At 70.3% G+C, this 25,037-nt stretch carries 25 protein-coding genes; 6 read left to right on the top strand and 19 right to left on the bottom strand.

The annotated features are described in order from the left end of the window. Positions 1-53: 53 nt before the first annotated feature. Positions 54-1,472, top strand: coding sequence for a sigma-54 dependent transcriptional regulator (locus N799_RS06795; RefSeq protein ID WP_203225036.1), 1,419 nt, complete (start codon positions 54-56; stop codon positions 1,470-1,472). Between the two features lie 81 nt (positions 1,473-1,553). Here N799_RS06795 and N799_RS06790 read toward each other — a convergent pair whose 3' ends face one another. The 9 genes from N799_RS06790 to N799_RS14340 all read right to left on the bottom strand — a co-directional run bounded on the left by N799_RS06790 (position 1,554) and on the right by N799_RS14340 (position 9,150). Next, positions 1,554-2,957 (bottom strand): transporter, encoded by a 1,404-nt coding sequence (locus N799_RS06790; RefSeq protein ID WP_160279958.1) that lies wholly within the window; start codon positions 2,955-2,957, stop codon positions 1,554-1,556. A 57-nt stretch (positions 2,958-3,014) separates the two neighbouring features. After that, positions 3,015-3,770 (bottom strand): hypothetical protein, encoded by a 756-nt coding sequence (locus tag N799_RS06785; RefSeq protein WP_152597847.1) that lies wholly within the window; start codon positions 3,768-3,770, stop codon positions 3,015-3,017. A 32-nt stretch (positions 3,771-3,802) separates the two neighbouring features. Continuing rightward, positions 3,803-4,513, bottom strand: coding sequence for a C39 family peptidase (locus N799_RS06780; RefSeq protein ID WP_036209796.1), 711 nt, complete (start codon positions 4,511-4,513; stop codon positions 3,803-3,805). Positions 4,514-4,620: 107 nt separating this feature from the next. After that, positions 4,621-5,442: a hypothetical protein gene (locus N799_RS06775; RefSeq protein WP_052101319.1), complete on the bottom strand. Its 822-nt coding sequence runs from the start codon at positions 5,440-5,442 to the stop codon at positions 4,621-4,623. Between the two features lie 66 nt (positions 5,443-5,508). Then, on the bottom strand, positions 5,509-6,279 hold the full coding sequence (locus tag N799_RS06770) for a hypothetical protein (RefSeq protein WP_036209794.1): 771 nt from the start codon (positions 6,277-6,279) through the stop codon (positions 5,509-5,511). Positions 6,280-6,345: 66 nt separating this feature from the next. Then, a complete protein-coding gene (locus tag N799_RS06765) occupies positions 6,346-7,116 on the bottom strand; it encodes a hypothetical protein (protein WP_036209790.1) in 771 nt (256 codons plus the stop codon). Between the two features lie 65 nt (positions 7,117-7,181). Next, positions 7,182-7,955 carry a hypothetical protein gene (locus N799_RS06760; RefSeq protein WP_036209788.1) on the bottom strand — a complete coding sequence of 258 codons (774 nt, stop codon included), beginning with the start codon at positions 7,953-7,955 and terminating at the stop codon, positions 7,182-7,184. 38 nt (positions 7,956-7,993) lie between these two features. Next, the gene (locus tag N799_RS15270; RefSeq protein WP_036209786.1) at positions 7,994-8,605 is read right to left on the bottom strand and encodes a hypothetical protein; all 612 of its coding nucleotides are present in this window, start codon (positions 8,603-8,605) and stop codon (positions 7,994-7,996) included. Next, positions 8,602-9,150 (bottom strand): hypothetical protein, encoded by a 549-nt coding sequence (locus tag N799_RS14340; protein WP_052101317.1) that lies wholly within the window; start codon positions 9,148-9,150, stop codon positions 8,602-8,604. Before N799_RS14340 ends, N799_RS15270 begins: the two co-directional genes overlap by 4 nt. Before the next feature lie 340 nt (positions 9,151-9,490). Here N799_RS14340 and N799_RS06745 point away from each other — a divergent pair, with 340 nt between their 5' ends. After that, entirely contained in the window at positions 9,491-10,216 is a 726-nt protein-coding gene (locus tag N799_RS06745; RefSeq protein ID WP_052101316.1) for a 2OG-Fe(II) oxygenase, read from the top strand. A gap of 15 nt (positions 10,217-10,231) precedes the next feature. Here N799_RS06745 and N799_RS06740 read toward each other — a convergent pair whose 3' ends face one another. Beyond that, entirely contained in the window at positions 10,232-10,660 is a 429-nt protein-coding gene (locus N799_RS06740) for a response regulator (protein ID WP_036209785.1), read from the bottom strand. After that, positions 10,660-11,823 (bottom strand): sensor histidine kinase, encoded by a 1,164-nt coding sequence (locus tag N799_RS14335; RefSeq protein ID WP_160279957.1) that lies wholly within the window; start codon positions 11,821-11,823, stop codon positions 10,660-10,662. The genes N799_RS06740 and N799_RS14335 overlap by 1 nt, the downstream gene beginning before the upstream one ends. Before the next feature lie 97 nt (positions 11,824-11,920). On the opposite strand from N799_RS14335, the gene N799_RS06730 reads away from it, so the two are divergent. Then, positions 11,921-13,753, top strand: coding sequence for an SLC13 family permease (locus tag N799_RS06730; protein ID WP_036209782.1), 1,833 nt, complete (start codon positions 11,921-11,923; stop codon positions 13,751-13,753). Positions 13,754-13,756: 3 nt separating this feature from the next. Here N799_RS06730 and N799_RS06725 read toward each other — a convergent pair whose 3' ends face one another. Then, a complete protein-coding gene (locus N799_RS06725; protein ID WP_036209770.1) occupies positions 13,757-14,845 on the bottom strand; it encodes a PA0069 family radical SAM protein in 1,089 nt (362 codons plus the stop codon). 67 nt (positions 14,846-14,912) lie between these two features. On the opposite strand from N799_RS06725, the gene cls reads away from it, so the two are divergent. The 3 genes from cls (at position 14,913) to N799_RS06710 (ending at position 17,562) form a co-directional block, all read left to right on the top strand. Then, positions 14,913-16,349, top strand: coding sequence for a cardiolipin synthase (gene cls / locus N799_RS06720; protein WP_052101314.1), 1,437 nt, complete (start codon positions 14,913-14,915; stop codon positions 16,347-16,349). 94 nt (positions 16,350-16,443) lie between these two features. Beyond that, positions 16,444-16,719 (top strand): hypothetical protein, encoded by a 276-nt coding sequence (locus tag N799_RS06715; RefSeq protein ID WP_036209768.1) that lies wholly within the window; start codon positions 16,444-16,446, stop codon positions 16,717-16,719. A gap of 78 nt (positions 16,720-16,797) precedes the next feature. After that, positions 16,798-17,562, top strand: coding sequence for a pyridoxine 5'-phosphate synthase (locus tag N799_RS06710; protein WP_036209766.1), 765 nt, complete (start codon positions 16,798-16,800; stop codon positions 17,560-17,562). Between the two features lie 119 nt (positions 17,563-17,681). Here N799_RS06710 and N799_RS06705 read toward each other — a convergent pair whose 3' ends face one another. The 7 genes from N799_RS06705 to gyrB form a co-directional block, all read right to left on the bottom strand. Then, positions 17,682-18,092, bottom strand: a complete 411-nt coding sequence (locus tag N799_RS06705; protein ID WP_036209764.1) for an ExbD/TolR family protein — start codon at positions 18,090-18,092, stop codon at positions 17,682-17,684. A 15-nt stretch (positions 18,093-18,107) separates the two neighbouring features. Then, positions 18,108-18,533: an ExbD/TolR family protein gene (locus N799_RS06700; RefSeq protein WP_036209761.1), complete on the bottom strand. Its 426-nt coding sequence runs from the start codon at positions 18,531-18,533 to the stop codon at positions 18,108-18,110. A 33-nt stretch (positions 18,534-18,566) separates the two neighbouring features. Continuing rightward, complete coding sequence (locus N799_RS06695) at positions 18,567-19,319, bottom strand: MotA/TolQ/ExbB proton channel family protein (protein ID WP_036209758.1); 753 nt, start codon at positions 19,317-19,319, stop codon at positions 18,567-18,569. Positions 19,320-19,410: 91 nt separating this feature from the next. Then, the gene (locus N799_RS06690) at positions 19,411-20,079 is read right to left on the bottom strand and encodes an energy transducer TonB (RefSeq protein WP_036209755.1); all 669 of its coding nucleotides are present in this window, start codon (positions 20,077-20,079) and stop codon (positions 19,411-19,413) included. A 148-nt stretch (positions 20,080-20,227) separates the two neighbouring features. Beyond that, a complete protein-coding gene (locus tag N799_RS06685; protein ID WP_036209752.1) occupies positions 20,228-21,445 on the bottom strand; it encodes a tetratricopeptide repeat protein in 1,218 nt (405 codons plus the stop codon). 118 nt (positions 21,446-21,563) lie between these two features. Next, entirely contained in the window at positions 21,564-22,373 is an 810-nt protein-coding gene (locus N799_RS06680) for a M48 family metallopeptidase (RefSeq protein WP_036209749.1), read from the bottom strand. 92 nt (positions 22,374-22,465) lie between these two features. Next, the gene (gene gyrB / locus N799_RS06675; RefSeq protein ID WP_036209742.1) at positions 22,466-24,931 is read right to left on the bottom strand and encodes a DNA topoisomerase (ATP-hydrolyzing) subunit B; all 2,466 of its coding nucleotides are present in this window, start codon (positions 24,929-24,931) and stop codon (positions 22,466-22,468) included. Between the last annotated feature and the right edge of the window lie 106 nt (positions 24,932-25,037).

The raw sequence follows: 25,037 nt of genomic DNA, 5'->3' as shown, positions 1-25,037 counted from the left end.
GACTTGCCCGGGAGAGTCGGCGCGCCTGCGCGACGGGGGCAAGGAGCGAAGGAGTGGCGAACGACAATGCGCAAGGTGGCGCCGCGCGCGGCATGGATGCGCGCGACCTGATCTACGTGACGCGCGGTGGCGCCGGCCGCGTGCTGGCGCTCGGCGGCCTGCAGCGGATGGGCTGGGCGCTGCGCCGCGCGCCCGACGCGCGCAGCGTGCTGAAGCTGCTGCAGAACCAGCCCGGGCACCCGTTCGCGGCCCTGCTGGACCTGCGCGAGGGATTCTCCGAGCACGACCTGGCCGAGTTCGGCGATGCGCTGTCGGCCGGCAACATCGGCTGGGTCGCCGGGGTCGATGCGCGCCAGCTCGACGACGAGCCGGTGCGCCGGTTGATCCGCGACTACTGCTACGACTACGTCACCCTGCCCTGCCCCGAGGGCGTGCTCAACACCGTGATCGGCCACGCCCATGGCATGGCGCGGCTCGGCTCCGGGCGCGCCGCGCCGGTCAGCGGCAAGGGCAGCGACGACATGATCGGCGACAGCCCGGCGATGCAGGCGCTCAACCGCGCGCTGCGCAAGGCCGCGTTGACCGAGGCGCCGGTGTTCATCGCCGGCGAGACCGGCACCGGCAAGGAACTGGCGGCGATGGCGGTGCACCGCCACTCGCGCCGGCACGCGCACCCGTTCGTGGCGATCAACTGCGGCGCGATCCCGCATGACCTGGTCCAGTCCGAGCTGTTCGGCTACGAGCGCGGCGCCTTCACCGGCGCGCAGACCAGGAAACTGGGCCGGTTCGAGATGGCCAACGGCGGCACCCTGTTCCTCGACGAGATCGGCGACCTGCCACTGGAGAGCCAGGCCTCGCTGCTGCGCTTCCTGCAGCAGGGCAGCTTCGAACGGCTCGGCGGGCACGAGCAGATCCGGGTTGACGTACGGATCATCTCCGCGACCCACCACGACCTCGAGGACGCCGTCGCCGAGGGCCGTTTCCGCGCCGACCTGTACCACCGGCTGTGCGTGCTGCGGCTGCAGCAGCCGCCACTGCGCGAGCGCGGCAGCGATATCGACAAGCTCGCCGACCACGCCCTGCAGCGCTACTCCGGCGAGGGCCAGCACACGCTCAAGGGCTTCGCCCCGTGCGCCCGCCACGCCCTGCACAGCCATCCGTGGCCGGGCAACGTGCGCGAGCTGATCAACCGCGTGCGGCAGGCGGTGGTGATGGCCGAGGGCCGCCTGATCACCGCCGCCGACCTGCACATCGACGGCCCCGCGTCGCGCCCGCCGCCGACGCTGGAGGACATCCGCGACGCCGCCACCCGCGCCGCGATCGAGCAGGCGCTGCAGCGCAACCGCGGCCGCCTGATCGACACCGCACGCGAGCTGGCGATCTCGCGGGTGACGCTGTACCGGCTGATGGGCCGCCACGGCCTGCGCGACGGCGATGGTGACGGCTCGGGGCATCCGGTCAGCATCGTCTGACCCGCGAACAGGGATAAACGCCGCACCAGCGACCGGGTGCGGCGTTTCCGTATCGGACGTTTTCGTCCCGGTAGCGGTTGGTCAGAACGTGTGCGAGGCGCGCAGTCCGAGCACGAAGTTCGGCGCGTCCGGGGTCAGCCCGATGGTGGCCTGGCTGCTCAGCGTCCAGCCGGACGGCAGCGCGTAGGTGCCGCCGACGTTGAAGGTGGAGCTGTTGCTGGAGCTGCCCGGCACGCGCATCTCCTCCTTGCCAGGCGCGGTGGTGTGGGTGGCGGCGGAGAACGCGCTGGCGACGCTGAAACTGATCGCCGAGCGGTCGTTGAGCGCGATCGCCATGCCGGCGCTGAGCTGGATGGTGTTGCCCAGCGACACCTCGGCCGGCGACACCTGGTCGAGCACCGGCGAGATGTCGTCGAACTTCTCCGGCCGGTACACGGTGTAGCCGAGGTTTCCGAACAGGATCACCGGGTCGTAGGTGCGCAGCGCCGAGATGTTGGCGGTCGCGCTCCACAGGCCGGTGCCGGTCGGCAGGTCCTCGGGGATGTTGAGGTTGTTGTTGTCCTCGTCGGCCATGATCAGCTTGAGGCCGAACGGGTGGCGCCCGGTCGGCGCGCGCACGCGCAGGCTGGTGACGATGTCGGGCCAGCGCGATGACTCCTTCACCCACTGGTAGTAGGCCGCGACGCTGACGTCGCCGATGCCGCTGGAGCTGAGCTGCACCTCGCTGATCTCGGTCGAGGCGCCACCGGCACCGCCACTGACGAAGCGGGTGTCGCGCTGCACCCAGGGGATGCTGCCTTCGATGCTGAAGCGGTCGGTCAGGCCATAGCGGCCGGACACGTCCAGCGTCATCACGCTGGCCTTGGTCTGGTCGAGGTTGAGCGTGCCCAGGAAGATCGCGTCCAGCGCGAGGAAGCCGCTGAGTGCCAGCTGGCGGCGGTCGTAGTAGCTGTAGCTGAGGCCGGTCTCGAAGGTGAACTTGCGCTCGAACAGTGGCGCGTGCTCGCGCACGACCAGTGCCTTCTCCTGCTCGCGGCGCTCGGCGTCCTCCTCGCGGCGGGCTTCGCCGACCTGCAGCGGCTGTGCGGCGGCCGGGTCCTGCGCGGCGACGGCAGGTTGCGTTGCCGGCTGGTTGGCGGTCGCGGTGTCGCCGTCCTGCTGCGCACGCTCGTCGGTGGCGAGCTGGCCCGCGGCGCGCGCGGTCTCCTGCGCGGCGGGGTCCTGGTCTGCCGCCTGGCTGGCGGGGACGCCGGACAGTCCGCGCCCGCGCTGCTGCATCAGCAGGGCTTCGACCTGCCCGCGCAGGGTGTCGATCTCGGCCTGCTGGCGGCCGAGCTGCTCGCTCATGCGCCTGAGCAGTTCGGCGGTTTCCGCCTCGGTCGGCGGTTCGGCGGCGTTGGCCGCACCCGTGCCCAGCGCCAGCACGATGGCGAGGACGAGTTGCTGGACGGCAGGCGGCCGGGCGGCGGTCGGTGGAGCGTTCACGCGCATTGCTTGGGCATCCCTGGAGTGACTCTCCGCGCGTACCACGCGGCACTGGAATCAACGGCCGACGCCATCCATTCCGGCCAGTGCCTGCTTGATCCCGAGGTGCTGCTGCCAGCTGTCCGGCATCGCCGCGGTGAACAGCTGCAGACGCAGCTGGTTCTGCGCGGTGACGTTGTCGGCGGCGATCTGCCCGAGCTGGCGGATCGAGCCGCCGGCGGCATCGGAACCGATCTGCTGGGCGAGCAGCGAGCCCGGCCCGGTGATGCTGAGGCTGGCGCCGACCGCCGGGTCGAAACTGATGCTCGCGCTCATCGCGCCGGCCGCGCTGGCACTGCTGGCCTGGCCGTTGAAGCTGCCGCCGGCACTGGTCGCGTCGGTGAAGCTGATCGCGGTGAGGTTGCCGAGGCGGTTGCCGTCGCCGGCGATCTGCGCCACCTGTCCGATGCCGTTGACCTGCAGCTGCTCGCCGCCGCTGGCCACCCGGCCATCGGCCAGCGCCGCGCCGTTGCCGGCGCCCGCGCCGCTGTCGGTGTGCACCTGCACGAGGTAGCCGCCGTTGCCGTCGGGGACGACCTGCATCGAGCCGCTTGCGTAGGCGGTGCCGCCCTGCGCGCTGTGCATCGTCGACACCAGGTCGATCCGCAGGCCGACCAGCATGTTGGCGCCGAAGAACTTGCCGCTGACCTGCGACAACGTGGCGTCGTCGACCAGTTCGGCGTGGAGAGGAGGCAGGGCCGACCCGGCGAACGCCGGGCCGGCGCCTGCCACGAGGATCCAGAACAGGGCACGGGGGAGTGTATGTCGGTTCATGGGGACCTCGTTTAAGGAAGCCGCGGGCGCGCTCAGAACAGGTCGGCGTGGACAAGCCCGAACTCGACCACGCGCGGCGGCGTGGTGGCCCGGTCCAGTGCGTCCACCCGGCGTTCAAGCGCAGGCGAGCTGCGGCTGTTGACCAGGTACGAGTCCGGATCCATCGGGCGGTCGCCAACCACGGCGAGCACGATCCCGTTCCAGCCCTCGATGAAATCGCCCTCGTTCATCACCCGATGACCGAGCGCGGGATCGGCGACGAAGACACGCCCTGCCTCGGCGCCCTTCACCACCACGAAATGCTTGTAGCCCTTGAGGTCGAGCAGCGCGATCACCGGCATCTGCAACCGGTAGAGCGCGTCGGGCTCGATCTTGAAACCGTGCGCGCGCAGGCCGAGGGTCTCGACGTAGCGCTTCATGTCGAGCATCGAAAAGCCGTTCTGCACGACCTGCTGCGGATCGACCCCGACCATCATCTTGCGGATCATTTCCTGCTCGTCGGTCTCGATGCCGTAGCCGTACTGCAGCAGGCTGCCCAGCGCCGCCGAGCCGCAACTGAAGTCGTACTGCTGCTGCATCAGTTCGCGGAAGCGCAGGTCGCGGAAGGTCCTGACCTGCTTGCTGACCGGCACCGTGCCGAGGTGGCCGGTGTTGAACGCGGTCTGCGCGTTGCCGGTGCCCGGCAGCAGCGCCAGGCCGGCCAGCAGGCCCGCGACGGTCAGGATGTGGGTCGATGCCTTCATTGCTTCACCGTTGTTCCCTTGGTGCCGGGTCGGCGGCTTCGCGCCGGCCCGGCTTCCACTGCTCAAGCGGGACGTGACATCACGCTCGCGCGGCTCGGCCGATCCCATTACGGGCCGTCGCCACCACAACCGGGGCACGGGTCCGGATCGACCGGCGGCGCACAGGTGCCGCACGACGCGACCGCGATCGACAGGCCGTTGTGCTGTGCGTTGCCGACGCCAGCGGCGATGTTGACGCCGATGTTGCCGACCGCGCTGCTCAACGCGCTGCCGCTGAGGAAGGCGGTGTTGTCGAGGTCGCACTCGGCGGCCAGGTCGTTCCAGAAGGTCAGCTGCTCGCTGTCGGCGCTGGCCTTGGCCAGGCTGCCGGAGCTGTTGACCGAGGCGGCAAGCGCGTTGGACTGCGCGTTGCCGACGCCGGCGGCGACGTTCAGGCCGATGTTGCCGGCCGCGCCGGCCAGCGCGTTGTCGGTCACGAACGCGGTGTAGAAACCCTGCTCCGGGTTCTGGTCCTCGTCGTCGGCCATGTTGAGCGCGGTGGTCTGGCTGTTGAACAGCATCGCCGAGGCGAACACGGCGTCGCCGTCGACCGACGCCAGCGCGGCATCGTTGGCCTGTGCGTTGCCGACGCCGGAGGCGATGTTGGCGCCGATGTTGCCCAGCGCGCTGCTGAGGGCGTCGCCGGTGACCGAGGCTTCGTTGTCGCCGTCGCCGAGCGAGGCGTTGGCGAGCGTCGCCTGGTCCTGGTCGACCAGCGCGGCCGACTCGCTGGACACGTCGATGCTGCCAGAGGCGAACACGTCGCCGATGACGTAGATGCTGTTGTACATGTCCCAGTCGGTGTAGATGTCGGCATCGTCACCGGTAGCCAGTGCCGGGGCCGCGAAGCCGAGAAGGGCGAGCGCGAGGATGGTCAGTTTGGTTTTCATGTCGGTACCCCCTCTTAGGGTATGGAGTGGCGGGGACGACGGGTGCCGTCCCCACCGGGTCTTGCATCAGTCGCAGGTGCCGCAGGACGCGACGGCAATCGACAGCCCGTTGTGCTGTGCGTTGCCGACGCCGGCGGCGATGTTGACGCCGATGTTGCCGACCGCCGACGACAGCGCCATGCCGCTGAGCGAGGCGTCGTTGTCGATGTCGAACAGGGCGGCGACGGTGTTGATGCCGGTCACCTGCTCGCTGTCGGCCGAAGCGCTGGCGAGGTTGCCCGAGCCGTTGACCGAGGCGGCCAGCGCGTTGCTCTGGGCATTGCCGACGCCGGCGGCGACGTTCAGGCCGATGTTGCCGGCGGCGCCGGCCAGCACGTTGTCGCTGACCGATGCGTCGTAGGCGATGCCGTCGTCCGGGATCAGCTCGCCGCTGAAGTTGCCGACGGTCCTCTGGCTGTTGAAGAGCATCGCCGAGGCGAACACGGCCTCGCCGTCGACCGACGCCAGCGCGGCGTCGTTGGCCTGGGCGTTGCCCACGCCGGCGGCGATGTTGGCGCCGATGTTGCCCAGCGCGCTGCTGAGGGCGTCGCCGGTGACCGAGGCTTCGTTGTCGCCGTCGCCGAGCGAGGCGTTGGCGAGCGTCGCCTGGTCCTGGTCGACCAGCGCGGCCGACTCGCTGGACACGTCGATGCTGCCAGAGGCGAACACGTCGCCGATGACGTAGATGCTGTTGTACATGTCCCAGTCGGTGTAGATGTCGGCATCGTCACCGGTAGCCAGTGCCGGGGCCGCGAAGCCGAGAAGGGCGAGCGCGAGGATGGTCAGTTTGGTTTTCATGTCGGTACCCCCTCTTAGGGTATGGAGTGGCGGGGACGACGGGTGCCGTCCCCACCGGGTCTTGCATCAGTCGCAGGTGCCGCAGGACGCGACGGCAATCGACAGCCCGTTGTGCTGTGCGTTGCCGACGCCGGCGGCGATGTTGACGCCGATGTTGCCGACCGCCGACGACAGCGCCATGCCGCTGAGCGAGGCGTCGTTGTCGATGTCGAACAGGGCGGCGACGGTGTTGATGCCGGTCACCTGCTCGCTGTCGGCCGAAGCGCTGGCGAGGTTGCCCGAGCCGTTGACCGAGGCGGCCAGCGCGTTGCTCTGGGCATTGCCGACGCCGGCGGCGACGTTCAGGCCGATGTTGCCGGCGGCGCCGGCCAGCACGTTGTCGCTGACCGATGCGTCGTAGGCGATGCCGTCGTCCGGGATCAGCTCGCCGCTGAAGTTGCCGACGGTCCTCTGGCTGTTGAAGAGCATCGCCGAGGCGAACACGGCCTCGCCGTCGACCGACGCCAGCGCGGCGTCGTTGGCCTGGGCGTTGCCCACGCCGGCGGCGATGTTGGCGCCGATGTTGCCCAGCGCACCGCTCAGGGCGTCGCCGCTGGCGGAGGCGTCGTTGTCGCCGTCACCCAGCGACCAGTTCGCGTCGGTGGACTGGTCCTGGTCGACCAGCGCGGCCGACTCGCTCGACACGTCGATGCTGCCGGACGCGAACACGTCGCCGATGACGTAGATGCTGTTGTACATGTCCCAGTCGCTGTAGATGTCGGCGTCGTCGCCGGTCGCGAAGGCCGGGGCGGCGAAGGCCAGCAGGGCAGTGGCGAGGACGGTGGTCTGGATCTTCATTGCGGTTTTCCTTGTGTGTGGATGCAGGGGAAGCGGGGGCGGGTGGCCGCCCCCGTGGGGGACGGTCAGTCGCAGGTGCCGCAGGAGGCGACCGCGATCGACAGGCCGTTGTGCTGCGCGTTGCCGACGCCGGCGGCGATGTTGACGCCGATGTTGCCGACCGCCGACGACAGCGCCATGCCGCTCAGCGAGGCGTCGTTGTCGAGGTCGAAGCCGGCGAGGACGCCGTTGAGCAGGGTCAGCTGGTCGCTGTCGGCCGAAGCGCTGGCGAGGTTGCCCGAGCTGTTGACCGAGGCGGCCAGTGCGTTGGTCTGCGCATTGCCGACGCCGGCGGCGACGTTCAGGCCGATGTTGCCGGCGGCGCTGGCCAGCACGTTGTCGGAGACGCTGGCGTCGTAGAACAGGCCCGCGTCGGCGCCGAAGGCGTCGGTACCGAGGTTGGCGCCGGTGGTCTGGTTGTTGAACAGCATCGCCGAGGCGAACACGGCCTCGCCGTCGACCGACGCCAGCGCGGCGTCGTTGGCCTGGGCGTTGCCCACGCCGGCGGCGATGTTGGCGCCGATGTTGCCCAGCGCGCCGCTCAGGGCGTCGCCGCTGGCGGAGGCGAAGTTGTCGCCGTCACCGACCGACCAGTTGGCCACCGTGGCCTGGTCCTGGTCGACCAGCGCGGCCGACTCGCTGGACACGTCGATCTCGCCGGAGACGAACACGTCGCCCATGACGTAGATGCTGTTGTACATGTCCCAGTTGCTGTAGATGTCGGCGTCGTCGCCGGCGGCGAAGGCCGGGGCGGCGAAGGCCAGCAGGCTGGCTGCGATAAGCGTGTGGCGAAGTTTCATGATCTCTCTCTCCTGTCGTGGTGGTGCGGATGCAGCGGTTAAGGCGTGCCGCCAGGCAGCTGGAGCACGATGGCGTTGGTCGATGCGTTTCCGACCCCCGCGGTCTGGTTGACCTGGACCACGCCCTGGCTTCCGCGGAACGCGTTGTCGGCGATCCGCGCTTCCCTCGGCCGGGACGGGGCGACAGCCCCCTCAGAACTGGTGTCGCCGGCGATCGCGGCGAGTGCGGCGTCGTCGACGCCGGTGAACGCGGGTACGGCGAGCTGGCCGATCGCGAACAGGTTGGTCTGCGCGTTGCCGCTGCCGGCCACCTGGTTGACCGACAGCAGGCCGCGGCTGCCGGAGAACGCGCCGTCGCGCACTTGCGCGCTGGCGGCGCGGTCTGGCGAACCCGCCGACGGCCGCTGCAGCGACCGCAGGCCGACCAGCCCGGTGCCGCCGTCGGCGGTGACCGCGATCGCGGCGAGGTTGGCCTGGGCGTTGCCGGTGCCGGCCGCCTGGTTGACCGCGATGCGGCCGCTGGCACCGGCGGCGGCCTGGTCACTCACGACCGCGCGGTCGTGCCCGGCCGGCGGCTCGGTGGCGCTCGCCGGCGCGGCGGCGATGGCGAGCGCGGCGAGCAGCAGCAGCGAAGTGATGCGCATGCTCACGGCCCGCCCGTCCCGTCGCCCGCGGTGGCAGCGCCAAGGGTCGGCAGCAGCGCGCCGGTGATCGTGCCGGCAAGGCCGCCGGTGGCTCGACCGATCGCGCCGCCCGCCCCGCCGATGCCACCGACCGCACCGGCCACGCCACCCTGGATGCCGGTCGTCGAGTTGCCGAGCACGGCGCTGGTGCCGATCGGTGCGGTCGCGTCGGCGATGGCGGGGCCGGTGGTGAACCCGGCGACTCCGGCCGACGCCGTCTGGCTCAGCGCGTCGTCGCCGACCAGCTCGCCGAGCACGCCGTCGAGGGTGCGGTGGAAGACCTTGGCCGGGAACACGGTCGCCTGGGTGTGGACCGGGTTTTCGCTGCGCGGCAGACCGCGATAGGCGATCCGCGGCTGCACCGTGCGGGTGACCACCAGCACCGGGTCGGGCTCGTTGCCCTGCCCGGTGGTCGGTGCCTGCTGGGCCCAGGCCGCGGGGGCGAGCACCAGCCCGGCCAGCACCGCGGACATGCGGAACAGGCGGGAAGCGGTGGCTGCGGTGTCGTGCATGGAACCCCCTGGGCTGGGCCGCGGCGCGGGGTGCGCCACGGCGGCAAGGGGTCCAGCGCGAGTTTCGTGCCAACCTCGCAAGTCAATGAATTATCGGGATTTTTTCGTTTATCGCCCGATTGCGACCATGTCCGGCGGCCACCACACGTTGCACCGATGCAACGCGACTAGCACGGCAGACGATGGCCGGTTTTCCGGGAACGCCCTTGACGCGGCGCTCACCCGCGCCCTGCCCGCCTCCGCGCGCGCAATCACGTTCCGCCGGCCACTGTTGCCTTTATGCAACCCGCAGCCGGCGTGCGAGGATGTCCGCTTTCCGCTCCCGTTGCGTACGCGCGCGATGACCCTGCCAGCCCACGACGACGACGCGAATCCCGACGATTTCATCGAGGTCATCCACGACGCCATCGACCCGGCGCAGTGCCGCGCCTGGATCGAGCGCTTCGCCGCCAGCCGCGACACCGGGCCGGGGCGGGTCGGCGGTGGCGTGCATGTCGAACTCAAGGACAGCCTCGACCTCACCCTCGGCGGACGGCCGGAGTGGCGCGACGTCGAGGCGGCGCTCAACCAGGCGGTGTTCCGCGGTGTGCTGCGCTACCTGCGGCGCTGGCCGCACGCGCTGATCGCGCCGCTGATGCTGGAAGTCCCGGGCGCGGACGGCGGCCGCCACCGGCTCACCCCGGAGCGGCTGCGGGCGATGGACGATGCCGCGCTGGCGCCGGTGGTGCAGACGGTGCTGCGGCCCGGCGCGATCAACCTGCAGCGTTACACCGCCGGCCGCGGCGGCTACCCGTACTGGCATTGCGAGCTGTACCCGCGCGACCCGCGCGCGGAAACCCTGCACCGCCACCTGTTGTGGACGGTCTACCTCAACGACGGCTTCGACCAGGGCGAGACCGAGTTCCTGTACCAGCGCCGCAAGGTCGCGCCGCGCGCCGGTTCGCTGCTGATCGCGCCGGCGGGGTTCACCCACACCCACCGCGGCAACCGGCCGCAGGGCAGCGACAAGTACATCGCCACCAGCTGGGTGCTGTTCCAGCGCGCGGAGACGCTGTTCGGCGGTTGAGCCTGGCGTCGCGACTCAGCGCGGGTGGTTGAGCACCAGCCAGTACAGCCCGACCTGCTTGACCGCCCAGACGAACTGCTCGAAGTCGACCGGCTTCTGGATGTAGCTGTTGACCCCCAGCGCGTAGCTGGCCTCGACGTCGAACGGCTCGGTGCTGGTGGTCAGCACCACCACCGGCAGCGTGCGGGTGGCCTCGTTGGCGCGGATCGCCTGCAGCACTTCGCGGCCGTCGAGCTTGGGCAGGTTGAGGTCTAGCAGCACGATCGAGGGCAGGTCCTCGACGTCGCGGCCGGCGTGCCTGCCGCGCGCGAACAGGTAGTCCAGCGCCTCGGCGCCGTCGCCGACCACGATCAGGCGGTTGGCGATCTTGGCCTCGTCGAACGCGAGCCGGGTCAGCTCGACGTCGTCGGGGTTGTCTTCGACCAGCAGGATGTCCTTGTGCATCACCTGTGCTCTTCGGCGGCCGGCGCGTCGGGCGGGGCGGCGGGCAGTTCAAGGTGGAAGGTGGCGCCCTTGCCGGGTTCGGACTCGGCGTGCAGGCGGCCGCCGTGGCGTTCGGCGACGCGGGCGGCGATCGCCAGCCCGAGCCCGTGGCCGCCGCCCTCGTCCGGCCCGTGCAGGCGCTGGAAAGGTTCGAACAGCTTGTGAGCATATCGCATGTCGAAGCCGCTCCCGGCATCGCGCAGCGTGAGCTCCAGCACGTCGCCGGCGGTACGGCCGGTGACCGAAATACGCACCGTGTCGGCGTCGCGCGAGAACTTCCACGCGTTGTCCAGCAGCTGCCCCAGCAGCAGCTTCAGCAGGCGCTCGTCACCGTGTGCGTACAGGCCCGGCTGCACTTCCAGTTCGACCGCGCGCGCGGGGTCGGCGTCCTGCAGCTCGGCCAGCACCCATTCGGCCAGCAGGCTGATGTCGACCCGTCCGGGCTTGAGCTCCGCACCGGTGACGTGCGACAGCTCGGCCAGCGCCGACAGCAGGCTGCTCATCCGCGCGGCGGCACCGCGGATGCGGTCGAGGTGGTCGCGTCCGGTCGCGTCGAGGCTGTCTCCGGCACGCGTTGCCAGCAGCCGCGAGAAGTTCTCGATCGAGCGCAGCGGCGCGCGCAGGTCGTGCGCGACCGCGTCGGCGAACAGCTGCAATTGCCGGGTCGACGCGTCCAGCGCCGCCGCGCGGTCGTGCGCGGCGGCCTGCAGCACCGCCTGCGCCTGGTGCTCGGCGGTGACGTCGCGCAGCTGCACGACCAGGAACATCGGCGCGCCGTCGTCGCCGCGCATCAGCGCCGCGTTGGTGTGCACCCACAGCGGCTCGCCACCGGCGCGCAGGTAGCGCTTGCGGTTGTCGACCACCGGCAGCCGGCCACTGGCGAGGCCGTCGATGCCGTCCTGCGTCAGCGCGCGGTCTTCCGGGTGGATGCAGTCCAGCACCGGCTGGCCGACCAGTGCCGCGGCGTCGCGGCCGAGCATGCGCTCGATCGCCGGGTTCACCTCGCGCCAGCGGCCGTCGAGGTCGACCAGCGCCATGCCGATCCCCGAAGCCGCCATCGCCAGGCGAAAGCAGTCGTCGCCGGTGCCGGCTGGGAAGGTGGGGTGGTTCTGGGAAACGGGCATGGCGTGCGGCGGGGTTTTATCCAGTGTAGCGGGGCGGGTCGTGACGGGCCGGTGGACCCTCATGCGTCATTTCGCGATGTACCGCACAATGCCGGCCATGGACCTGGGCCCGTTCACACTCCAACAGGTGATGTTCCTGCTGATCCTGGCGGGCGGACTGTACCTGTTCATCAGCGAGCGCCTGCGGATCGACGTCAGCGCGATGCTGATCCTGCTGGCGCTGGTGGTGACCGGTATCCTCGACGAGGGCCAGGCGCTGTCGGGCTTCGCCAGCGAGCCGGCGATCATCGTCGCCGCGGTGTTCATCATCTCCGGCGGCCTCGCCGCGACCGGCATCACCGAGCACATCGGCCAGTGGATCGGGCGTGCGTCGGGCCGCAGCGAGTCGCGCGCGATCGCGGTGACGATGCCGGCGGTGGCGGCGATGGCGTCGTTCACCCACCACGTGATGGTGACGGCGATGATGCTGCCGATCCTGACCCGCTTCGCCAAGGCGCGCGGGCTGTCGGTGTCGCGCCTGCTGATGCCGATGTCGCTGGCCGCCTCGCTCGGCACCTGCCTGACGCTGGTCTCGGCGCCGGCGTTCCTGCTGGCCGACAACATGCTCGAGCGCACCGGCGCCGAGGGGCTCGGGATCTTCTCGATCACCCCGATCGGCATCGCGCTGGTGGTGATCGGCGTGGTCTACATGCTGCTGGCGCGGTGGGTGCTGCCCAAGCGCACCGGCAAGTCGGGCGACGACGAATACCTGCGGCTGGACCGCTACCGCACCGAGCTGCTGGTCACCGAGGGCTCGCGCTGGAGCACCCGGCCGCTGGCCGAACTGCAGAAGTCGCTGGGCGACAAGTTCCGCATGATCGGCTGGCTGCGCGACGGCCGGCTGCGCCGCGACCTCGGCCCGACCAGCCCGCTGATCAGCGGCGACGTGCTGCTGGTGGAGGCCTCGGCCGACGCGTTGGCGTCGCTGCACGACGACACCGGGCTCGACCTGTACCCGATCACCCGCTTCAACGCGACCACCCGCGACGGCGAGCCCGGCGAGGACGGCGACTGCGAGCTGGTGCAGGCGGTGGTCGCACCGGGCTCGGAGTTCATCGGCCGCAGCATCCGCGAGCTGGATTTCTCGCACCAGTTCAAGGCGGTGATCGCGGGGTTGTGGCGGCGCGGTGCCGACATGGCGCCGCGGCTGGCCGACGCGCGCCTGCGCGAGGGCGACCTGCTGGTGCTGTGGGGCCGGCCGTCGCGCTTCGCCGAGCTGGCGACCCACCACGGCTTCCTGATGCTGGTGCCGTTCGCCGGCGAGGCCAAGCGCCGCCAGCGCGCGCCGCTGGCGCTGGCGATCCTCGGCGTGACCGTGCTCGCGGCGGTGACCGAGTGGCTGCCGGTGCCGCTGGCGTTCCTGCTCGGCGCGGTCGCGATCGTCGCCACCCGCTGCGTCGACATCGGCCAGGCCTACCGCGAGATCGACGTGCGGGTGTTCGTGATGATCGCCGGGGTGATCCCGCTGGGCATCGCGATGGAGCAGACCGGCACCGCCCAGCTGCTCGCCTCCGGGCTGCGCCACGTGGTCGCCGACTGGCCGGTGCTGGCGGTGCTGCTGGTGCTGTTCACGATGGCCGCATTGCTGACCCAGATCCTGTCCGACTCGGCCACCACGGTGCTGCTGGGGCCGATCGCGATCGAGCTGGCACAGTCGCTCGGGGTGGCGCCGACGCCGTTCGTGGTGTGCACGGCGCTGGGCGCGGTGGTGGCGTTCCTGACCCCGATCGGCCACCACGGCAACCTGCTGATCCTCGGGCCGGGGCAGTACCGCTTCGGCGACTTCGTCCGGGTCGGCGTGCCGCTGACGGTGGTGATCGCCTTCGTCTGCGCGTGGATGACGCGCTGGCTGTGGCTGGACGGCCCGCTGTGGCCGTCCTTCGCCGGCTGACCGCTAGAACAGCTCGCCCTGCGGCGAGGGCTTGCGCGGCGCGACGAACTTCGAGCCGTCCAGCGGCGGCAGCCGGCCGTAACCCAGCCGCCGGTGCGCCTTCGCGAAGCGCTGGTTGATCAGCTGCGCGAACGGCCCCTCGCCGCGCATCCGGGTGCCGAAGCCGCTGTCGTAGTCCTTGGCGCCACGCATCTGCCGGACCAGGCTCATCACGTGCGCGGCGCGCTCGGGGTAGTGCAACTCCAGCCATTCGCGCCAGACCTGCTTGAGCTCGTGCGGCAGCCGCAGCAACACGTAGCCGGCGGCGCGGGCGCCGTGTTCGTGGGCAGCCTGGAGGATGTGCTCGATCTCGTGGTCGGTGATCATCGGCACCACCGGCGCGACCATCACCCCGACCGGCACCCCGGCGTCGGCCAGCGCCCGCATCGCGCGCAGCTTGGCGTGCGGCGCCGACGCGCGCGGTTCCATCCGCGACGCCAGCCGGTTGTCGAGCGTGGTGATCGAGAAGTACACCGTCACCAGCCGCTCGCGCGCCATCGCCGCCAGCAGGTCGAGGTCGCGCTCGATCATCGCGCCCTTGGTGACGAAGCTGACCGGGTGCCGGCACTCGGCCAGCACCTCAAGCACCTCGCGGGTGACGCGGTAGCGCCGCTCGATCGGCTGGTAGGCATCGGTGTTGATGCCCAGCGCGATCGGCGCCGGCACGTAGCCGGGCCTGGCGAGCTCGTGGCGCAGGCGCTCGGCGGCGTTGGTCTTGGCGTACAGCCGGGTCTCGAAATCCAGCCCCGGCGAGAGGTCGAGGTAGGCGTGCGACGGCCGCGCGAAGCAGTACACGCAGCCGTGTTCGCAGCCGCGGTACGGGTTGACCGACTGGCTGAAACCGACGTCGGGCGAGTCGTTGCGGGTCACCACGCTGCGCGCGCGTTCCTCGGTGACCTCGGTCTTCAGCCGCGGCGCCCCGGCGAGGTCCTCGTACACCGAGCCCCAGCCGTCATCCGCGCCCTCGGCGCGGGTGACCGCGAAGCGGCCGGTGACATGCGAGGCGGCGCCGCGGCCCTTCAACGGCGCGCGGGCTTTGCGGGCGTCTTCCATGCCGCTTAGCCTAGGCGGGCGCGGTCGCATCGCAAGCGACACCGGCTTAATCGTTCAGGGGTGCTGGATGACGGAAGGGTTGCAGCAGCTGTGGCGCGAGCTGGTGACGTACGACGGCCTGGCCTGGGTGCTCGTCGCCGGCTGGGCGGTCTACGTGGTCTGGCTCGGGCTGTGGATCGTGCTGCAGAAGCGCGAGCCGGCGGCGACGCTGAGCTGGCTGATCAGCCTCGCCGCGCTGCCCTATGTCGGGTTCCTGGTCTACTACGTGTTCGGCCCGCAGCGGATCCACCGCCAGCGCCTGCGCCGCATCCGTTCCCGCGCCGACCTGCCGCCCGCGCCGCCCGGCAGCGACCCGACACCGGAGGCGCTTGAACTCGCCCGCCTCGCCCAGGGCTGCACCGGGCTGCCGCCGACCACCGCCGTCCGCGCAACCCTGCTGGTCGACGGCGCCGCCAAGTACGACGCCCTGCTGGCCGCGATCGCCGAGGCGCGCGAGCACGTCCATCTCGAGTACTACATCTACGAGCCCGACCGCACCGGCACCGCACTGCGCGACGCGCTGGTCGAGCGGGCCCGGGCCGGCGTCGCGGTGCGGCTGCTGCTCGACGCGGTCGGCTCCAAGCGGGTGTCGCGACGCTTTTTGCAACCGCTGGTCGACGCCGGTGGCGAAGTCGCCTGGTTCCATCCGCTGAAGCTGCGCTGGTTCTGGAAGCGGCCGTGGCTCAACCTGCGCACCCACCGCAAGATCGTGGTGATCGACGGCCAGACCTGCTTCACCGGCGGCATCAACATCACCGACGAACAGGACGAGCGGCTGAGCGAAGACGCCTACCGCGACCTGCACCTGTGCCTGGAAGGCGACGTGGTGCGCTCGCTGCAGCTGGTCTTCATCGAGGACTGGGCCTACGCGACCGGCCGCCCGCCGCTGCGGCTGCCGGTGCCGCCGCCGCGGCCCGGGCCGGTGGTGGCGCAGGTGCTGGTGTCCGGTCCGGACTCGCCGCTGGAGACGATCCACCGGCTGCACGTCGGCGCGATCCACGCCGCGCGCGAGCGGGTCTGGCTGGTGACGCCCTACTTCGTCCCCGGCGAGGCGGCGATGATGTCGCTGACCTCGGCCGCGCTGGGCGGCCTCGACGTGCGCCTGCTGGTGCCGAAGATGAGCGACAGCCGGCTGGTCACCTACGCGGCGCGCTCGTACTTCGACGAGCTGCTGTCGGCCGGCGTGCGCATCTACGAGTACGGGCCGCGCCTGCTGCACACCAAGGCGCTGCTGTGCGACGACGACCTGGCGATCGTCGGCAGCGCCAACTTCGACCATCGCAGTTTCCGGCTCAACTTCGAGGTGTCGGTGCTGTTCCGAGATGGCGGCCTGCACGACCGCCTCGCCGCGCTGATCGAGGCCGAGTGCGGCCGCTGCGTGCGGGTGCGCGACGACCGCGACCGGCCGCTGTGGCGCAGCCGGGTGCCCGAGGCGCTGGCGCGGCTGGTGTCGCCGCTGCTGTAGGCGCCGACCGGCGGCCGCTTCACCGGTGCGGCCGGCAGCGGCGGCGGCCCCCGCCCTCGCTACACTCGCGGTGCCTCCAACGGAAGCCCGCGCGATGCCCTGGTTGCTGTTCGCCCTCGCCCTCGGCGCCCTCGCCGGCGCCTTCACCACCACCTCGGTGGCGCTGCTGGTGGTGTGCCTGCTCGCCGCGCTGGTGCTGTCGCTGGCCGCGGTCATGCAACTGCTCGCCCGCCGGATCGACGGCGCCAGCGGCAACATGGCGATGATGGTCGATCCGCAGGAACTGCAGCGCATGCGCGAGCAGGCCGAGGCTCGCCGGCTCGCAGCAGCGCGTGCCGGCGGTGAAGCCGGGGTCGATACCGGCCACTGAGGCTCTTCCGGTTTCGCGCGTCGCCGCGGCGACGCGTCACGGCCTTGCGGTCGGCCGCGGGCGCGCTAGGCTTTGCCGATGACCGTCCTCAGCGTCAACGTCAACAAGATCGCCGTGCTGCGCAACTCGCGCGGCGGCGCCGAACCCGACGTGGTCCGTGCCGCCACCGCCTGCCTCGATGCCGGCGCCCACGGGATCACCGTCCATCCGCGTCCGGATGCCCGCCACATCAAGGCCGCCGACGTGCTGGCGCTGGCCGGGCTGACCCGCGCGCGCGGCGTCGAGTTCAATCTCGAAGGCAACCCGTTCGCCCCGCCCCGCCCCGGCTATCCCGGCTTCCTCGCGCTGTGCGAACAGGCACGGCCGGCGCAGGCCACGCTGGTCCCCGACGGCGATGGCCAGCTGACGTCCGACCACGGCTTCGACTTCGCCCGTGACGGCGCCCGCCTGCGACCGCTGGTCGAGCAGCTGCAGCGGCTCGGCTGCCGCGTGAGCCTGTTCACCGATGCCCACGACGAGGACGCCGCGGCGCAGATCGGCCACGCAGGCAACACCGGCGCCGACCGGGTCGAGCTGTACACCGGGCCGTTCGCCGAGGCGATGGCGGCGGGCACGGCCGGGCCGATGCTCGCGCGCTTCGCCGAGGTCGCGCGGCGCGCGCAGGCCGCGGGTCTGGGCGTCAATGCCGGCCACGACCTCAGCCAGGCCAACCTGGCCGCGTTCCTGGCGGCGGTGCCGGGCGTGCTGGAAGTTTCGATCGGCCACGCGCTGATCGCCGAGGCGTTGTACGACGGCCTCGACCGCACCGTGCGCGGCTACCTGTCGATCCTGCAGCGGCACTGACGCCGGCGTCCCCGGCACCTCCCCGGCCTCCCGCCGGCTCCGCGCACAAAAAAACGCCGCCCGGAGGCGGCGTTTCCAATACGACAGTAAGCGACTGTGTAACGGTGTTGCGTGTCGCCTCAGTTCTGGACGAAGCCGATCTTCTTCATGTCGGCGGTCTTCGCGTGTGCGAGGACCTTGGCGAGGATGCCGTAATCGGCATCCGGGTTGACGTCGATCTCCAGCTGCGGCTGGTTGGTCGGGTCGCGCTGGACGGTCTCGCGCATCATGCCCGCGATCGCGGACAGCGGGTACGGCGAGTTGTTCCAGAACACCTGGCCCGACGCGTCGATCCGCAGCTTCACCGGCGGCGGCGGATCGGTCGGCGGCGGCGGCTGGGTCGAACGCTGCGGCAGGTTGACCTCGATCGGGTACGACGCGATCGGCGCGGTCACCATGAAGATGATCAGCAGCACCAGCATCACGTCGACCAGCGGGGTCACGTTGATGTCGGCCATCGCGCCGCCGCTGGAGTTGGAACTGAAAGCCATGTTCTGTCTCCGGGGTTAGTTGGAGCGATCCTTGATCGCGACGAAGCCGACCTTGCGCATGCCCTGCTGCTGGGCAACCTCGACCACGTCCTTGATGATGCGGTACTTGGTGGTCTTGTCGCCGCGGACGTTGATCTGCGGCTGCGGGGTCTTCTGCGCCTCGACCGAGAGGCGGCTTTCCAGCAGCGCCTCGGTGACCGGCTCGTCGTTCCAGAACAGCTTGCCGTCCTGGGTGACCGCCAGCGTGATCGGCGGCACCTCGGGGGCGAGTTGTTCGATGTTGGCGACGTCGGCCTCCGGCAACTCGACCTGCACTTTGTGCGACATCAACGGCGCGGTGATCATGAAGATGATCAGCAGCACCAGCATCACGTCGACCAGCGGCGTGACGTTGATTTCGGCCATCGGGCCGCCGCTATCGTTGCCTGAACTGAAGGCCATATCGAACTCCAACTAACCTGGTTGCGACCGTGCTCAGCGCTTGGCGGACAGTTCGCCGACGCGCGAACCGGTGGCGAAGAAGTCGTGCAGGTCGTGGGCGAAGGTGTCGAACTTGCTGTTGGTCACCCGGTTCATGCGGGTGAAGAAGTTGTACGCCAGCACCGCCGGGATCGCGACGAACAGGCCGATCGCGGTCATGATCAGCGCCTCGCCGACCGGGCCGGCGACCGCGTCGATCGACGCGTTGCCGCTGATGCCGATGCGGATCAGGGCGTGGTAGATGCCCCACACGGTACCGAGCAGGCCGACGAACGGCGCGGTCGCGCCGACGGTGGCGAGCAGGGTCAGGCCCGACTCGAGCTTCATCGACTCGCGGGTGACGGCCTGGCGCAGGGCGCGGTCGACGAACTCGGAGCGGTTCAGCGACTCGACCAGGCGCGAGCCCTCGTGGCGCTGGTGGTGGGCGGCGGCCTGGGCGGCGTCAAGCGCGATCTTGGAGAACGGCTCGCTGCGCTTCTGCTCTTCCATGTAGCGGATCGAGTCCTGCGCGTTGGTGGTTTCCCAGAAGGTGCTGATGACGCGGTCGGAACTGCCGCGCAGGCGCATGTTCTTGATCAGGTTGACCACGATCCAGTAGACCGACAGGACCGAGAAGATCAGCAGGGTGAGGAACACGATCCAGGCGACGGTGTCGAAGTTCTGGACCATGTGGGAGAAGCTCATCTGCTGGAACGCTTCGGCGTTGTTGCCTCCGGCAGCAGCAGCGGTGGTGGTTTCCTGAAGCATGACGCTTACCTTTAGATGTCGTGGAAGAAGGGACTACGAGTTACAGCAACTGGACTCGACCGGAGGGGGCGGCCCGGGCGGGCCACCCGGATCAGTTGAGGGTGAAATCGACCGGGACGCGAACCCGGCTCGCGACCGCGACACCGTTTTCGATCTGCGGGTTGAAGCGCCACTTGCGGGCCGCGTCGACCGCCGCGCGGTCCAGGTCGCGGTTGCGGCTGGACTTCTCGACCTCGATGTCGAGCACGTTGCCCTGGGCGTCGATGCTGATGACCAGGATCACCGTACCCTCGATGCCCGACCGCAGCGCGCTCGGCGGGTAGTTCGGCGGGTTGCGCGACTTCGACGACGGGTCGACCGAACCCAGGGTGTTCTGGGGCGCCGGCGGCGCCGGCGGGGCCGGCGGCGGGGCCGGCACATCGACCGGGCTCGGGTCGTCCACCACGATCGGCGGCGGCTCGGGCGGCGGCGGCAGCGGGGTCGGCTTGGGCGGCGACAGCTCCTTGGGCGGAGTGATCGGCTTGGGCGGTTCCGGCGGCGGCGGCGGCGGCGGCGGCGGCGGCGGCGGCGGCTTGATGATGTTCACCAAGGTCACCTCTTCCTCGGCCTTGTCCTGCGGAGGCGGCGCCATCGGCGCGAGCAGCAGCAGCAGGGCCGCACAATGCACGGCGATCGCCATGGTGATACCGGCGACACGCGCCCAGTTCAACCCTTCACGGTCGTCCAGTTGGTTAGCGGGGGTTTCCAAGTCTTGCGTCATGCGCCGTCAGCTCGGGGAGGAAAGCCGGGCGCTGGCAGGCGCCGCGGGAGGTCGGGCTCCCTGTGGCTTTCACGCCACGGGAACCTCCTAGGATATACCAAACTCTGCGGGTGGTTCCAAGCAGATTTTGATGTTTTCGTGATGCCGGTTAGTCGCTGGCGGCCTTGATGATCGAGTTGGCGTCGGACGGGTCCGGGATGCCCTTTTCGAGGGAACTCCGGGCCGCGGCGGCCGCCTCCGCGTCACGTCCCTCGTTGAGGAGGACCTTGGCGAGGTTGAGGTAGGTGCTGCCGTCCTTGTCCAGCGGGGCCGCCTTGCGGTAGGCCGCGACCGCCGGCTCGATCTGGCCGGAGAAGTAGTACGCCTGCGCCAGTGCGACGCTGGTGTTGAAGTCCTCCGACAGGATGCCCTTGGCGATGCCCTCGTTGATAACGGCGATCGCCTCAGCTTCTTTACCTTCCATGTTGATGTAGCTGGTGTAGAGCTGCTGGTACTCGATCGCCTCGCTCAGCCGGCCGCCGCTGCGCAGCTTCTCCAGCACCGCCAGCGCCTTGTCCTGCATGCCGGCCTGCTGGTACACGGCGGCGAGGTTGAGCTGGGCACGGCGGTCGTCGGGCTTGGCCGCGGCGACCTGCTCGGCCATGCGCACCGCTTCGCCGGCATTGCCGCTGTTGGCATGCACCTGCATGAGCAGGGCCTTCCACTCCGGCTTGGGCGCCTCACTGGCGTCGATCGCCTCCTGCATCAGGGCGGCGGCCTCCGGGTGGCGGTCCATCAGAAACAACACCTGGCCCTTCATCATCTTCGCTTCGGGGTCGGCGCTGCCGGTCTCGGCGAAGAAGCGGTCGTAGGTCGCCAGCGCGTCGTCGTAGCGCTTCTGCTGCTGCTGCAGCTGGGCGAGGTTGAGCATCATCGCGTAGTGGTTGTCGTTGTCGAGCGCGTCGAGGGCGACGACCTGCTCGAACAGCGACAGCGCGCGCGGCATGTCACCGCCTTCGTAGGCGATCTGCGCGGCGGTCTGGGCGGCCAGCGCCTTTTCGTAGTTGTTGGTGTCCGCGTCGGCGAGGATGGCGTCGGCGATCGCGGTGGCTTCGGCCGCCTTGCCCTCGGCGTGCAGGTCGATCATCTCCTGCAGCTTGCTGGAGGTGCGGCCGGTGGTCTTCAGCCGGGGCGATTCGCGGGTCGCCTCCGGGTAACGTTGCGCCGCCTCGTCGCCGGCGTTCGCGGCGCGTTCCTGGCGGGCTTCGGCACGCTCCTGGCGCTTGCGCTCCAGCGGTGACTGCGCGGCGGCGGCGCCAACCTGCGCCATCAGGAGCGCGGCCACGGCAGCGACCAGCAGGTGGTTGCGGGAGCTCGGCTTGTTCATCGGTTCACCTTGGTGCGCGGCCTCCCGGGGGCGGACGCGATCGGGCAGTCAGGGGGAGGCCAACCTAGCAGAAACACATTGCCGGAAGTAACCGCCTTGCCTGAACCGACAGACCGTGCTAACCGCAGTCCGGCGTCCGGCCGGCCGCGCGCGCCTGCTGGTAGACCGGCATCAGGTCGGCTGCGCGCGCGCGCAGTTCGGCGATGCGGTTCTGCGGGTCGGGGTGGGTCGACAGCCACTCGGGGCCGCGGTTGCCGCCGGCGGCGATCATGTTCTGCCACAGGTCCACCGCCTCGCGCGGGTCGAACCCGGCCTGTGCCATCAGCCGCTGGCCGACGATGTCGGCTTCGGACTCCTGCTGGCGGTTGTTGGGCAGCAGGAACGCGGCCTGGACCGCGGCGCCACCCAGTTGCTGGGTGGCCTGCGCGGCACCGGAGCCGTACTGCGAGCCGACCAGCGCGCCGAGGATGCCGAGTCCGGCCTGGGCGCCGAGCTGGCGGGTGACGCGCTCGTCGTGGTGGCGCGACACCACGTGGCCGATCTCGTGGGCGACCACGCCGGCCAGCTGGTCCTGGTTGCGTGCCACGGTGAAGATGCCGGTGTACAGGCCGACCTTGCCGCCGGGCAGGGCGAAGGCGTTGGGTTCCTTGTTGACGAACAGCGCGCTTTCCCAGTTGGCCTGCATGTTGGACGGCAGCTGGCGGGTCACCGCCGACACCACGCAGCGCATGTAGGCGGTCTGGCCGGCGTCGTTGCTCTGCGGCAGCTTCGCCTTGTACTCGGCGAACGCCTGCGCGCCCATCTGGTTGAGCTGCTGCTGCGGAACCGCGCCGACCTGCTGGGTACGCCCGGTGGGCGAGGTGGTGGTGGCGCACGCGGTGACGGCGAGGGTGATGGCGACGGCCAGGCCGGGCAGCAACGGTTTCATGGCGGGGTTCCTGTTCCGTGGAGGGTTCTTGTAGCCCCGCTTCGATGAATGGGCCGTCAAGGTCCGGCGGCGGTGGTCGCCGGCCCGGTGCTTCAGACGTCGAGGTTCGCGACCCGCAGCGCGTTGTCCTCGATGAACTCGCGGCGCGGCTCGACCACGTCGCCCATCAGGCAGCTGAAGATCTGGTCGGCGGCGACCGCGTCCTCGATCCGCACCTGCAGCAGGCGGCGGGTCTCGGGGTTGACCGTGGTTTCCCACAGCTGCTCGGGGTTCATCTCGCCCAGGCCCTTGAAGCGCTGGATCTGGCGGCCCTTCTTGGCCTCGTCCATCAGCCAGGCCTGGGCTTCGGCGAAGCTGTCGACCGGCTGCGCGCGGTTGCCGCGGACGATCTGCGCGCCGTCGCGGACCAGGCCATGCAGCTGCGCCGCGGCCTCGCGCAGGGCACGCAGTTCGCCGCCTTCGAACGCGGCCAGCGGCAGCACCTGCAGCAGTTCCTCGCCCATGTGGGTGCGGCGCACCAGCAGGGCGGCCGGATGCGCAGCGGTGGCGGCCTGCAGGCTCAGCGCGTAGCGCGGCTTGCCCATGCCGGCGCGGTTGAGGCGCTTCTCCAGCGCGTCGAGCTCGTGGCGCTCGTCGATGTTCCGGCTGAGGTGCTCGCCGTCGAGCGGGGTGAAGTCGATCAGTGCTTCCAGCACCCGCGGGTCGTAGCGGTGGGCGTTGCGGGTGATGGTGTCGCGCGCGCCGGCGTAGGCCAGCAGCAGCTTCTCCAGCGCCTCGCCGGTGATCGGCGGCTCGCCCTCGGCCGGGACCAGCGAGGCGTTCTCGACCGCGTTGCCGGCGAGGTAGGCGTCCAGCGCGGCATCGTCCTTGAGGTAGATCTCGTTCTTGCCCTGCTTGATCTTGTACAGCGGCGGCAGGCCGATGTAGACGTGGCCGCGCTCGATCAGCTCCGGCATCTGGCGGTAGAAGAACGTCAGCAGCAGGGTGCGGATGTGCGCGCCGTCGACGTCGGCGTCGGTCATGATGATGATGCGGTGGTAGCGCAGCTTGTCCGGGTTGTACTCGTCGCGGCCGATGCCGGTGCCCAGCGCGGTGATCAGCGTGCCGACCTGGTCGGACGACAGCATGCGGTCGAAGCGGGCGCGCTCGACGTTGAGGATCTTGCCGCGCAGGGGCAGCACCGCCTGGTTCTTGCGGTTGCGGCCCTGCTTGGCGGAGCCGCCGGCCGAGTCGCCCTCGACGATGAACAGCTCGCTCAGCGCCGGGTCCTTCTCCTGGCAGTCGGCGAGCTTGCCGGGCAGGCCGGCGATGTCGAGCGCGCCCTTGCGGCGGGTCAGGTCGCGGGCCTTGCGCGCGGCCTCGCGGGCGCGGGCGGCGTCGACCACCTTCTCGCAGATGGCGCGGGCTTCCTGCGGGTGTTCCTGCAGGAACTCCTCCAAACGCGCACCGAACGTATGCTCAACAACCGGTCTCACCTCGGATGAGACCAGTTTTTCCTTGGTCTGGCTGGAAAAGCTCGGGTCCGGCACCTTGACCGACAGCACCGCGATCATGCCTTCGCGCATGTCGTCGCCGGACAGGTTGACCTTGGCCTGCTTGGCGATGCCGTTCTGCTCGATGTAATTGGACAGGGTGCGGGTGAGGGCGGCGCGGAAGCCCTGCAGGTGGGTGCCGCCGTCCTTCTGCGGGATGTTGTTGGTGAAGCAGAACATCGTCTCCTGGTAGGAGTCGGTCCACTGGATCGCGACGTCGACGGTGATCCCCGACTCCTCGCCGCTGACCGCGATCACGTTGGGGTGCAGCGGGGTCTTGAGCTGGGCGAGGTGCTCGACGAACGAGGCGATGCCGCCCTCGTACTGGAACACGTCGCGCTTGCCGTCACCGCGCTCGTCGACCAGGGTGATCCTGACGCCGGAGTTCAGGAACGACAGCTCGCGCAGGCGCTTGGCGAGGATGTCGTAGTGGAACTCGACGTCGGTGAAGATCTCCGGCGACGGCCGGAACCGCAGCAGGGTGCCGCGCCGCTCGGTCGCCTCGAGTTGCTCGAGCTTGTACAGCGGCTCGCCGAGCGCGTACTCCTGGCGGTGGTGGTGGCCGTCGCGCCAGACATCGAGCCACAGGTGCTCGGACAGCGCATTGACCACCGACACGCCGACGCCGTGCAGGCCGCCGGAAACCTTGTAGCTGTTGTCGTCGAACTTGCCGCCGGCGTGCAGCACGGTGAGGATCACCTCGGCCGCGGAGACGCCTTCCTCCTTGTGGATGTCGACCGGCATGCCGCGGCCGTTGTCGGCCACCGACACCGAGCCGTCCTCGTGGATGGTCACCACGATGTCGTCGGCGTGGCCGGCGAGGGCTTCGTCGACCGAGTTGTCGACCACCTCGAACACCATGTGGTGCAGGCCGGTGCCGTCGTGCACGTCGCCGATGTACATGCCCGGGCGCTTGCGCACCGCTTCGAGGCCACGCAGCACGGTGATCTTGCTGGAGTCGTAGGCCTGCGAGGGGGCGGCTTCGGCGTCCTGGGACGACTGGGGTTCGTGCTCGATCTGGGTCATGCGCAACGGGCTCCGGCGACGTGGCCCCGGACCGGCAGCCAGTGTCGAGAATCACTTGAATGGATGCCTCCGAGTATAGCCGACGCGGCCCCGGCGAACCCGGCGC

It is taken from the genome of Lysobacter arseniciresistens ZS79 (genome assembly GCF_000768335.1).
GTDB lineage: Bacteria > Pseudomonadota > Gammaproteobacteria > Xanthomonadales > Xanthomonadaceae > Novilysobacter > Novilysobacter arseniciresistens.
The sequence above is the reverse complement of the archived record's forward strand: the minus strand, read 5'-3'. Positions and strand labels throughout refer to the sequence as shown.